The sequence below is a fragment of the Chryseobacterium sp. SG20098 genome (assembly GCF_031844745.1).
Lineage (GTDB): Bacteria > Bacteroidota > Bacteroidia > Flavobacteriales > Weeksellaceae > Chryseobacterium > Chryseobacterium cucumeris.
This window is the reverse complement of sequence record NZ_CP134622.1, coordinates 1,585,156-1,597,596: the sequence shown is the minus strand read 5'-3', so window position 1 is coordinate 1,597,596 and position 12,441 is coordinate 1,585,156. Positions and strand designations below refer to the sequence as shown.

Below are 12,441 nucleotides of genomic sequence, written 5' to 3'. Positions count from 1 at the left end.
ATTATGAAGACAAGTATACAAGAGGGGATTATTCTCATTCCGGATTTCAGCGGATTTACCGAATTTGTGTTCAATACAAAATTGTACACTGGCGAGTATATTGTGAGACAATTATTGTCTACACTGATTGATGTGAATGATCAGTATTTTGAAATTTCCGAGATTGAGGGAGATGCTATTTTATTTTACCGTTATGATGAAAATCCATCCTACCAGAGTATTTCAACCATGTTGTGGAAGATGAGAAGTGCGTTCAACAGGAAGATAGAGGAGTTGAGTAAGAGTTTGAGTACGAAAATTGATCTGGCTCTCAAGTTTATTGTTCATTACGGTTCCTTTTCGCAGTACAATATTGGAAACTTCAGAAAATTATATGGAAAAACAATTGTGGAAGCCCATCAGCTTTTAAAAAACGGAGTGGCAGAACAGCCTTCTTATGCGCTTTTCAGTAATTCTTTTCTGGAAAGCAGTAAAAATAAAAAGTTAGATTTTAATCAAGACCCGCTTCGTTTGCCGGAAGTAGGCGTTATCCATTATTTTGAAAATGTAAACTAGCATATATTTTTTAATATTATTCCTTGTAAATTTGCTATTGCTAACGGCCAGGGTGAGATCCTGGCTTTTTTTATGGGGTTTCTTTTAAATAAAAACTGATTTTACACATTGGTAGTAAAATATTCCTGTAATTATGGTAGATTTTAAAACATTTTTAAGATAAATTGAAATTATGTTTAAAATACTTTTTTAAGAATATTTATTATAAATGTGATTTATATTACTTGTTTTTATTGAATAATGTGTAGTGTTTTTGAATTTATGTTTAAATTCAGTATTGGTATCTTGTTGGTAATTAAGTATTTATTTTAATTTTTTTCTTTTTTGATGTAACGAAATTATGGAGTTAGTGGTCTTATAGATAAAACTATAATTTCACATGAAAATACTATTATTTCCAATAGCACTATTAACAGGCTCATTAGCAATAGCTCAGCAAGCTCCAGCTCCGGCAGCCAACGATACTGTAAAGGGAAATGCAAAAGAAATCGAAGCTGTTACTCTGGTAGCCAGAAAACCAACAGTAGAATCGAAAATAGACAGAACTGTATTCAATGTAGCCAATAGTGCAATTCTGGCAGGAAATACAACATGGGATGTTCTTAGAATGACGCCTTTGGTAAGTATTGATAACAATGATGAGGTAAAAGCCGAAGGGCAAATGGTAACGGTATACATCAATGACAGGAAATCGGTTTTTACTGGGAAAGAATTGAAGGAATATCTTAAAACAATTCCAGCTGATAACCTGATGAAAATTGAGGTGATTACCAGCCCCTCTTCCCGTTATGAAACTTCAGGATCCGTGATCAATATTGTCCTTAAAAAAAGAGATGACGAAGGGATAAAAGGAAGCATCTCCCTCAACAACAGACAAAGTACGAAGAACTCACAATATACGAACTTCAACCTGAACTATCATAAGAAAAGGTTTACCCAAACCTTTATAGGAGGCTACAATAGCGGAAATTATGTACAAAAGACTCAAACATGGGATAACCGTTATGCAACAAATAAACTGACTCAGTTTAATTTGGAGAATGTGATGAGAAACGAAAGTCCGTCTATTTCTTCCACTTCAGAATTTGAACTGAATGATAAAAATAATATCGGATTTGTAGCAGAGTATTCACAGAGCAGAAATTTGTCTCTGTCTGAATCTAATGGAATGATCTTCAATAACGGAGAGCCTGGAGATTCTTTTCTTCAGACTCAGAATACATGGGGATTCAACCGTAACCTGGGAACCAATGCTTTCTATAAATATTATGATAAAGAAAAGAACAGAATTTTAGATATTAATTTAGGAACCAACTACTCCGGCAATGACAATGACAATTTAATTGATAAACAAATTCATAATCAAACCGGCAGCTCAAATCAGCAGCTGGGAGTTATCAGTTCAAATCAGATGCGTAATTATTATCTGAAAGTAGATTATACACAGCCTTTAGGGAAATCCGGCGGTACGATGGAAGTAGGAGGGAAAACGGAAATTAACAACCATGTTATTCCTAATAGTCTGTATGGATTCAGTATGAATGATAGTAACTCAGAATTTTACAATCTTGCGAGAAATGATACCTTTCATTATGAGGATAATCTGAGCTCTTTATATCTTAACTATAGTAAGACATTCTTCAAAAAACTGGAAACAAGAATCGGAGTACGTTATGAATACATTGATTATAAAGTAAGACAGGATGTTGCAGGCACAGAGAGAAAAGATTCATACGGAACCTTTCTTCCCAATTTATTGCTGAAATATAATTTTTCAGAAAAATTTGACTTAAGTCTTACCTATAACCGAAGCATATGGAGACCTTGGTATTCTGAATTTAATCCTTTCCTCGTTCCTGAAATTAACGGAACCTATTCCAGAGGAAATCTTTATCTGAATCCCAATCCTAATGACCGGCTTTATCTGAAATTGGGAATCCTGAAAAAATACTTTATCTCTGCAAGATATATGCATACGAATCAGGATTACTGGACAACTTATGTTACGGAAAACGGAAGAACAGTTTCACTGCCAGGGAACTTCGATGGAAAGGTTGAAAAATATTACCTTTTTGCGAATACCAACCAGAATTTCCTGAAAAATAAACTGAATGTGAATGCCGGATTCGGGTGGTATTACATTAATAATAAGGATTTCAACCAAAAGAATGATCTAAGGGGTAAAGACTATATCAGTTATTGGGGAGCTTCTGCCAATGTATCTTATACGAATCTTTTCAATAAAAATATTAATCTGAGTGCATGGGTAGAACTGGCCAACCAGAATAACGGAAACTCTTATGCGAATAATACCAATGTTTTCCATAATATTTCAGTGACCAAAATATTCCCGAAAACGCAGATGGAACTAAGCATGCAGCTGATGAATATCTTTAAAAGACCTTATGGTGATAACACAACTTATAGCCCGGACGGAACGTTCAGAGAGTACTCAAAATGGGACTGGTACGGTGTTTCCCTTACTTTTGTAAAACGTTTTGGAAACCAGAAAGTAAAAGAAAATACAAAAACCGACGTTGAGAAAAATGGTGGCGGTGGAAAATAATTCAGGAATTGTTAGCTAAAAATGAAAGCAGGTTTCCAATTGGAATCTGCTTTTTATTTTTAGCTAGAAGCTAGAAGTAGTAAGGTAAATTCTTGATTGTCTATAAAAATCTGTGAAATGTCTGTGATCTTTGGGTGAAAAATTAAAAAAAACAGACCCCAATCCGGGATCTGTTTGCATTCTATCAAATAATTATAAATAGAGTTTATACTCTTAAATCTCAGTTTTATTTAAGGGTAAACTTTACTTTGGTTTTAATAGCATCGGAAGAATTTCCAATCTGTGCTTCAAAGTCTCCCGGTTCAGCTACCCAATCGTGTTTTTGAGCATCAAAATAACTTAAAGCCGTTTTATCAATAGTGAAACTCACTTCTTTCTGTTCTCCCGGATTCAGATATATTTTTTCAAAACCTTTCAGCTCTTTTGCAGGGCGTGGAACAGAAGATTTTAAATCACTGATATAAAGCTGAGCCACTTCAGCTCCTGCTTTTTTACCTGTGTTTTTAACGGTTACTGTAAATGTAATTTTACCGTCCTGTGAAATAGTAGTCTGGTCTGCTTTTGCCTTTCCGAATTCAAAAGTCGTATAGCTCAATCCATGTCCGAAACTGAAAAGAGGTTTTATATTCTTCATGTCATGCCAACGATATCCTACAAAAATGCCTTCATTGTAAGTAATATTGATGGGATTTTTCTGGTCTTTTCCTTTTCCTGCAGCCAGCTCATCTTTCTGTCCCGGATATTCTCCCAGCTGATGGGCGGAATTGTCTTCAAGTTTTACAGGGAAGGTAAACGGCAGCTTTCCTGATGGGTTGGCATCTCCTGCTAAAATGGCTGCAATAGAATTTCCGGCTTCGGATCCAAGATACCAGGCTTGCACAACCGTCGGAACGTCTTTAATCCAAGGCATTGCCACAGCATTTCCTGAAACTAAAACAACGGCAAGGTTTTTATTCGCTTTCGCAAGAGCAGAAATCACGTGATCCTGATTATATGGGAGTCCGTAACTTTTTCTGTCGTTTCCTTCACTGTCCTGGAAATCTGCTTTGTTCAGCCCCCCTACAAAAATGACATAATCTGATTTTTTAGCTAGTTCTACGGCTTCATTCAGTAATTCAGCTTCAGAACGGGTGTCTTTTAAGTCCTGTCCGGATTTTACTCCGTTATATTCTCCTCCGATATCGCCCACATACCCTCTTGCATACTGTACATCTACCTGTTTTCCGAATCTGGATTTGATTCCGTCTAAAGGAAGTGTTTCATATTTCACTTTTAAAGATGAAGAACCACCGCCAACAGTCATTATTTTGATGGCATTCTCTCCGATAACCGCTATTTTTTTAGCCTTATTAACATCAATCGGAAGAACATTTCCCTGATTTTTTAATAGAACAATTCCTTCTTCTCCGATTTCTTTGGCAACCGCTTTATGCTCTTCGGAAGCAATATTTCCGAAAGGCTTGTTACGGTTCATTGTTGTTTTATAGGCAAGACGAAGTAATCTGGTTACTTTGTCATCCAATTCTTTAGTTCCTACTTTTCCTGCTTTAATCAAATCAAGATAAGGCTTTGCCAGATAATAATTGTCATAGGCATTTTTAGTTCCCGCAGAAAGTCCGTTGGTCCATGAACCGAATTCAAGATCAAGACCATTGTGGATAGCTTGTTCTGTATTGTTTACAGCACCCCAGTCGGATACCACTACACCTTTATAATTCCATTCTTTCTTTAAAATATCGTTTAAAAGATATTGATTCTGGCTGGCATACTGGCCTTTATACATGTCGTAAGCTCCCATGATCGTCCACGAATCACCTTCTGTTACCGCTGCTTTAAAGGCAGGAAGGTAAATTTCATACAATGCTCTGTCATCCACATTCACATTGCTTGTATGACGGAACATTTCCTGATTGTTTAGGGCAAAATGTTTTACAGAAGTTGCTACGCCATTAGACTGCACACCTTTAATATAAGGAACTACCATTTTGGACGTCAGATAAGGATCTTCACCCATGTATTCAAAATTTCTTCCGTTCAGTGGAGTTCTGTAAATATTAACTCCAGGTCCCAGAAGAATATCTTTTTTTCTGTAGCGGGCTTCTTCACCCAACGCTTTCCCATAGTTCCATGACATTTTTTTGTTCCATGTTGCGGATAAAGCAGTCAGGGCAGGGTAGGCGATAATAGAATCGTTGGTCCATCCGGCCTGATCCCATTCGTCCCACATTACTTCAGGACGAACCCCGTGCGGGCCATCTGTTGTCCAGAATTCAGGAATTCCCAATCTTGGTACACCCGGTGAACTGAATTTCGACTGTGCATGAAGCATAGCCACTTTTTCTTCCAGTGTCATTCTTGATAATGCATCCTGAATACGCTGTTCTACAGGTTTGGATTCATCTAAATAAACGGGGATGGTAGTATTGGTCTGAGCCATATAAGAAGCAGAAATAAAGGTGAGTAAACTTATAATGACGGTTTTCTTTAACATAATGCCTTTCTATTTGATTAAAAACAAAAATAGACAAAAATTTTATTATCTCAAATTGAGAAAATAAAAAATTCACAAATAAAAAAACTGCCCACCCATTTGCAGACAGCTTATTATTAAATATTGCAGGTGTAAATGCGAAAAAACTGAAGAGAAGTTATCAGGTGAAAAAGAAAAACCCGAATCCACTCTCACAACTCTAATATCCTCAAACCCTCTCACTCATCAATCCCATCCTTTTACCGCACCTCCTTTGAAAATTTCTTTGGCTTTCTTTTCCACTTCGGGAGACTGATAGGCCTTTACAAAGTTTTTTACTTTCTGGCTGTTTTTATTATCTGGTCTCGCAACGACTACATTCACATAAGGTGAGTCTTTATCTTCCACAAGAATACCTTGTTTTTCCTGATCCAGCCCTGCCTGAGCTGCGAAATTATTATTAATTACCCCTACAACAACATCTCTGTCATCCAAAACTCTTGGAATCTGAGCACCTTCGATCTCCATGATCTTCAGTTGTTTCGGATTTTCCGTAATATCTGTTACTTTGGGAAGAAGTCCCACACCATCTTTCAATTTCAGCAAACCGCTTTTTTGCAGAAGCAGTAAAGAACGTCCTCCATTGGTAGGATCATTGGGAATAACAATAGTATTACCTGCCTGTAATTCACCAACGTTTTTAATTTTTTTTGAATAGGCTACAATAGGATAAACAAATGTATTGCCTACAGGCACAAGGTCATATCCTCTCTGCTTGGACTGTTCCGTTAAATAAGGAATATGCTGGAAGGCATTGGCATCAATATCTCCGTTAGTCAAAGCTTCATTGGGAACTACATAATCGTTGAAAGGGATCAGTTCCACTTCAAGATTGTACTTATCTTTAGCCACTTTTTTAGCTACTTCAGCAATTTCCTGCTCCGGGCCATAAGTGATCCCGACACGGATAAAGTTCGGATCATCCTTTCTTCCCGAACAGGCACTGAACAGCAATATTCCGGCAGCCACTAAACCAAAAATCTTTATTTTTTTCATTCTATTTTTTTATTTAAATACTATTGAAGCAAAAGAGTAAAAAATGATCTCATTCATCCCCATATCCCGAAACTCGCATCCCGAATCTCAAACACACCCAATCTCAAACTCTCTCACCCAAAAACTACCTGTGATCAAATCTTTTTGACAATCTGTCGCCCATAAACTGGATGATGAAAACCAAAAGAACAAGCAGAATCAAAACGGTATTCATTATAACAATATCATATCCGATATATCCGTACTGGTAACCCACCTGTCCAAGTCCGCCAGCTCCTACAGCACCACCCATTGCAGAGTAACCTACTAAGGTGATCAAAGTGATGGTTGCATTATTGATTAATGAAGGAAGTGCTTCAGGAAGCAAAACTTTTCTGATAATCTGTAATGGAGAAGCTCCCAAAGCTCTTGCCGTCTCTATAAGGCCGTGTGGAACTTCGATAAGGCTGTTCTCTACAAGTCTTGCAATAAAAGGGGCAGCTCCCACACTTAGAGGAACCAAAGCGGCGTTTACTCCAATAGAAGTTCCTGCCAGAATCCTTGTGAAAGGAATCATCCATACAATCAGAATAATGAAGGGAATGGCACGGAAAATATTAACCAGAATAGATAATCCTCTATGGTAGGCGGTATTTTCCAGCAGTTGTCCTTTTCTGGTTAAAAATAACATGATTCCTACCGGAAGTCCAAGTACAAATCCAAAAAATCCGGATAAAAATGTCATGTAAACCGTTTCCCAGGTTCCTTTTGCCAAAAGGGCAATTACCGTATCACTAAGCATATCCTTTTACTGTATTTTGAATTTTATTTTGGTTGAAATAATAGATCGCCTGCTGGTTTTCTTCCGCTTCACCCTGAAGCTGTAAAAGTAGTTTACCGAAATTGGAATTTCCAAAATATTCTACATCTGCCTTTAACAATTTATAAGGGATTTTATATTGGCTGTATAGTGTTGAAAGAATCTGTTCAACACTGATATTTTCGTTAAGTTCTATTTCGACCAGCGGAAATAAACCTTCTTTTGGTTCTTTCTGCAGTCTGCTGCTGAGTTCCTGTGGCAGGGTCATGATGTCTGAATTGATGAACTGGCGGATGATCGGGTGTTCTTTATCCGAAATAATCTCGCTTAAAGTTCCTTTTGTTAATAATTTTCCTTTGTCGATCACAGCAACGTGGTTGCAGACCGATTTGATGACTTCCATTTCGTGGGTAATTAAAAGGATGGTAATTCCCAGTCTCTGATTGATATCTCTTAAAAGCTGCAGAATAGACTGTGTTGTTGCCGGATCCAGTGCGCTGGTTGCTTCATCACAAAGCAAAAGGTGAGGATCATTGGCTAATGCCCTGGCAATGGCCACTCTTTGTTTCTGCCCGCCTGAAAGGCTTTTTGGATAATCATTGGCTTTATCTTCAAGGCCTACGATCTTCAGGAGTTCGTTTACTTTTCTGTTGATTTCGTCCTTGCTGGTATGATCCAGTTCCAGAGGAAGCGCTACATTATCAAAAACAGTTCTTGAAGAAAGAAGATTGAAATGCTGGAAGATCATTCCGATTTTTTTACGCTCCTCAGCAAGTTGTTGGGAACTGAGCTTTGTAAAATCCTTTCCATTAATAATAATTTGTCCTTCATCCGGTCTTTCCAATAGATTTACGGTACGGATCAGCGTACTTTTTCCTGCACCTGAAAAACCGATAATTCCTACGATATCTCCTTTATCTATAGTAAGACTTACCTTATCCAGTGCTTTGAAAGACTGTTTTTTCTGATGAAATGTTTTTGATATGTTTCTGATTTCTATCATTCTGATTTTATATACTTTTTAAATAGGCTGATATCTTCTGCCCGTTCTGTTTAAAAATCTCCTTACTCTTCTGATTTTGACCTTGGCCCGTTTTGAAAGTCTGAAATACTTGGTGACATTCGTTAGAAGTACTCCCAGCAATATGATGAATAAACCATACAGCTGACCTCCATTGATGCTTTGGTGGGCAACAATCCAGCCTGCAATCACTGTTACAATAGGATTGATGTAGGTATGGGTGCTTACCAAAGCAGCGGGTTTTACGGACAGAAGCCAAATGTACGACAAATAAGCGACTATCGATCCAAAGAAGATCAAAAATAGAACCCCAAACCATGCCGATAATGGAACCGCAGAAACTGAAAAATCAGTCCATTCTCTTCTGAAAAAAGCGATGAGGAAAGAAGCTAATCCCGCTACGATAAGCTGTTGGGCAATATTCATAAAGGTAGATTGGGATGCCGGATTTTTCTTTGAATATAATGAACCGAGTACCCAGGCAATGGAGCTTAGTCCTAATACCACAAACGCAGTAATACGCAGGTTTCCATCTGCCAATGCATGGGCATTTGAATTTACACTGCCCTTTAAAAACATAATCAGCCCTACGAAACCGATAATCAATCCTATCGGAATGAATTTATCCGAAAAATAATATTTCCAGTTCTTCTTATCGATAGCAATGAACCAGAATGGTCCTGTTGCAATAGAAATGGCCGCCTCAGAAGCTGTTACATACTGTTCTCCCCAGGCAACAAGCCCGGTTCCTCCGGTAAGAATAAGAATACCGGTTATGGCATTTTTCTTCCAGTTGATCAGAGAATTTGCTTTTTCCCCTTGAGACAGAAGATAACCTATCATCAGAATTCCGGCAACCAGAAATCTTAACCCCGAAAGAATGAATGGCGGAAATCCTTTTAAGCCAAATGAAATAGCTAAAAACGTAATTCCCCATATCACATAGATGTTTGTAAACGCCAATGGAATTAACCATTTGTTTTTAGAATTGCTCATTTTTATGTTTTTAATGTTGTTGTGTTCAATGAAAAAAGGCTCTACCACGTGGTAAAGCCTTTGAAAATATATCTAAATAAAAGTAAGGTCAACCACAGTATTCTTGATGTATAGGCATACATATATCCTTCATCATATTTTTGATGTTATGTTTCTTAATTGAATTATATTTTAATTCTGCCTTCATTTTGTCTTATTTCCTGAATACGTTTGCAAATATATAATATAATTTTTATTAGTCCACTAAAAAAGTAGGCTTTTTAAATATTAAATTATTGTTAATGGATTAACTGTATTTAATTCAGTGTTTTATGTGTTTTTATTTTTTGATTATTTTAAAGTGTTTACCAATGTTTTATGCTTTTTAATTCAAATACTATAGAAATTGACCGGTAATTGGGGTTGTGGAAAACATAAAATAAATTGAATTTTTTGAGAATTGTGTAAAGGTTGGTTATGAGATGTTTAAAAAATGATTTAAATGTGTTTCCGAAAAGAGAGTTTTGCATTTATTAAACTAGTTAAATGCACAGGATTTCTGTTCAATGTAATTTAGCATCAAAATTAAAAGACATGGACAATAGAATTTTAGGTCTGCATCATATTACTGCTATTGCAGACAACGCCAAAAGAAATTTAGATTTTTATACCAAAGTTTTAGGCGTAAGACTGGTAAAGAAAACCGTAAACTTTGATGATCCGGGAACGTATCATTTTTATTTCGGAAATGAAAACGGAACTCCGGGAACCATTCTTACATTCTTTCCGTGGGAAGGAATAGGAAAAGGAACTAATGGAAGCGGAATGGCTACTCATATCGGGTATTCTGTACCCAAAGGAAGTCTTGACTTTTGGAAAAACCATTTACAAAACCTTAATGTAACCACGGAAGAAGGCGAAATATTCGGAGAAAAGATGATTTCTTTTAAAGATCCGGACGGACTTCAGTTACAGTTAATAGAACCATTAGTTGAAGACAACAGAAAAGTATGGACCACGGATGATATCAAAGATGAAAATGCATTAAAAGGTTTTCACAATGTCACTCTAACCTTAAAAAAAGCAGATCCTACCATTAAAGTTCTGACCGATATTTTAGGATATGATTTGCAGAAACAGGAGGGAGAAAGATACAGATTAGCAACTGATGCTATTGATACCGCTAATATTGTTGATATTATTGAAAATGACACCATTCCGGCAGGTAGAAATGCAGCTGGAACCAATCACCATATTGCATTCAGAGTAAAAGATGATAATGTTTTGATGGAATATCGTGAGAAAGCCTTATCCGCAGGACTAAGCATCACTCCGAAAATCAACAGAGATTATTTCTACTCACTTTATTTCCGTGAGCCGGGTGGTGTTTTGTTTGAAATAGCAACCGATAATCCTGGATTCACTGTGGATGAACCTTTGAATGAGTTGGGAACCAATCTTAAACTTCCTGTTCAATACGAAGGAATGCGTGAAAAAATAGAAGGAGTATTGCCGAACTTATCATAGATCATCGGTCATAATTTATAAAGATGCTAATTTTGAATTAACAATTAAAAACAAGAAAAATGGAAAGAACAGAAATAGTTTTAGAAGGAAGAAAAGGGGAGATTCAGCTTTTCTCAGACGATCATAAAGCAGGTAAAATGGATATTTCAGTTATAGGAAAAAAACTGACCGTTTACCATACCGAAGTAAATCCGGAATACGAAGGAAAAGGCTTTGCCAAAATCTTACTGGAAAGACTGGTTTCCTACGCAAGAGAAAACGATTTAAAGATTCTGCCGCTATGTCCCTATGTTCACGCACAGTTTAAGCGTCATCCGGAAGAATTTAATGATGTATGGTTGAAGGAAGAACTGTAGGGAGTTTGAGATTCGAGATTCGGGTTTTTGAGGGGAAGAGGGTTTGAGAATCTTGAGCTAAAAACAGAAGATGAATAAAGTTATTCTCGAACTTATCAACTCGAATCCCGAACCCCGAAATCTCGCCTCCATTATAATAACCAATTAACAATTTTATCACAATGAAACTTATCACAGGATTGCATCACGTTACGGCAATTACGGGCAATGCACAGGAAAATATAGACTTTTATACAGGAGTTCTAGGACTTCGTTTAGTCAAAAAAACGGTTAATTTTGATTACTCGGATGTTTATCATTTTTATTTCGGTGACGAATACGGAACACCGGGAACGATTATGACTACTTTTCCATATGGTAAAGATCTGATTAATGGCAGACATGGCAAAGGAATGCTTAATACCACTGCTTTTTCAGTTTCTATAGACGCCCTGGATTATTGGATGAACCGTCTGGAGCAGTTTAATATTCCCTTCAAACAGCCGCAGCAAAGATTTTCTGATGAAGTTTTCATTTACCTGGAAGATTTTGACGGACTGGGACTGGAATTGGTTTTTAATGATAAAGACGAAAGAAAAGGATATTACAATGGTTATATTCCAAAAGATTATGCCATCAAAGGAATTCATCATGTGGAAATCTGGCAGGATGCCTATGAAAGAACAGCAGCACTTCTGACGACCCAGATGGATCATAAAGTAATCAAAGAAAGCCCTGACCGATTGAGATTGGGAACCGACAACATGCCGGGAAAATATGTAGATCTGCTTTCTACCCCAAATGCCTTAAAAGGTTTAGCAGGAAGAGGTACCGTTCATCATGTGGCTTTTGCTACTCCCGACGCAGAGTCCCAGCTGGAAATGGTAAAGAGACTGAATGCATACGGACTGGAACATACCGAAGTGAAAGACAGAAAATATTTTACTTCCGTATATTTTAAAGAACCGGGAGGCGTTTTGTTTGAAATAGCAACTTCAGGCCCAGGGTTCGACGTGGATGAAGAAGCTGCATTTTTAGGTGAAGATCTGCAATTGCCGCTACAGTTTGAAAAAAGAAGAGAACGTTTGAAAGAAGTTCTTCCTAAAATCGATTATCCAACAGAAAAATTCAGATAGA

At 37.1% G+C, this 12,441-nt stretch carries 10 protein-coding genes; 5 read left to right on the top strand and 5 right to left on the bottom strand.

Translation table 11 applies throughout. The features are described 5' to 3' along the window. Positions 1 to 3: 3 nt before the first annotated feature. Both RHP76_RS07340 and RHP76_RS07335 read left to right on the top strand, forming a co-directional pair. The gene (locus tag RHP76_RS07340) at positions 4 to 555 is read left to right on the top strand and encodes a DUF2652 domain-containing protein (RefSeq protein ID WP_311229849.1); all 552 of its coding nucleotides are present in this window, start codon (positions 4 to 6) and stop codon (positions 553 to 555) included. 379 nt (positions 556 to 934) lie between these two features. Continuing rightward, positions 935 to 3,121: an outer membrane beta-barrel protein gene (locus RHP76_RS07335; RefSeq protein ID WP_311229848.1), complete on the top strand. Its 2,187-nt coding sequence runs from the start codon at positions 935 to 937 to the stop codon at positions 3,119 to 3,121. A gap of 226 nt (positions 3,122 to 3,347) precedes the next feature. Here the strand turns inward: RHP76_RS07335 and RHP76_RS07330 are convergent, their stop codons facing one another. The 5 genes from RHP76_RS07330 to RHP76_RS07310 form a co-directional block, all read right to left on the bottom strand. Beyond that, the gene (locus RHP76_RS07330) at positions 3,348 to 5,558 is read right to left on the bottom strand and encodes a glycoside hydrolase family 3 C-terminal domain-containing protein (protein WP_409193532.1); all 2,211 of its coding nucleotides are present in this window, start codon (positions 5,556 to 5,558) and stop codon (positions 3,348 to 3,350) included. 279 nt (positions 5,559 to 5,837) lie between these two features. Continuing rightward, positions 5,838 to 6,647, bottom strand: a complete 810-nt coding sequence (gene metQ, locus RHP76_RS07325) for a methionine ABC transporter substrate-binding lipoprotein MetQ (protein ID WP_311229846.1) — start codon at positions 6,645 to 6,647, stop codon at positions 5,838 to 5,840. A 124-nt stretch (positions 6,648 to 6,771) separates the two neighbouring features. Next, complete coding sequence (metI, locus tag RHP76_RS07320) at positions 6,772 to 7,428, bottom strand: methionine ABC transporter permease MetI (protein WP_120231802.1); 657 nt, start codon at positions 7,426 to 7,428, stop codon at positions 6,772 to 6,774. Further along, positions 7,421 to 8,449, bottom strand: a complete 1,029-nt coding sequence (locus tag RHP76_RS07315) for a methionine ABC transporter ATP-binding protein (protein ID WP_311229845.1) — start codon at positions 8,447 to 8,449, stop codon at positions 7,421 to 7,423. Before RHP76_RS07315 ends, metI begins: the two co-directional genes overlap by 8 nt. A gap of 18 nt (positions 8,450 to 8,467) precedes the next feature. Continuing rightward, entirely contained in the window at positions 8,468 to 9,463 is a 996-nt protein-coding gene (locus tag RHP76_RS07310; protein ID WP_288442896.1) for an EamA family transporter, read from the bottom strand. A 573-nt stretch (positions 9,464 to 10,036) separates the two neighbouring features. On the opposite strand from RHP76_RS07310, the gene RHP76_RS07305 reads away from it, so the two are divergent. From RHP76_RS07305 to RHP76_RS07295, 3 genes are all read left to right on the top strand, one after another. Then, positions 10,037 to 10,969, top strand: coding sequence for a ring-cleaving dioxygenase (locus RHP76_RS07305; RefSeq protein WP_311229844.1), 933 nt, complete (start codon positions 10,037 to 10,039; stop codon positions 10,967 to 10,969). A gap of 59 nt (positions 10,970 to 11,028) precedes the next feature. Next, positions 11,029 to 11,325, top strand: a complete 297-nt coding sequence (locus RHP76_RS07300) for a GNAT family N-acetyltransferase (RefSeq protein WP_120231799.1) — start codon at positions 11,029 to 11,031, stop codon at positions 11,323 to 11,325. Positions 11,326 to 11,486: 161 nt separating this feature from the next. Beyond that, the gene (locus tag RHP76_RS07295; RefSeq protein ID WP_216444224.1) at positions 11,487 to 12,440 is read left to right on the top strand and encodes a VOC family protein; all 954 of its coding nucleotides are present in this window, start codon (positions 11,487 to 11,489) and stop codon (positions 12,438 to 12,440) included. Position 12,441 lies beyond the last annotated feature (1 nt).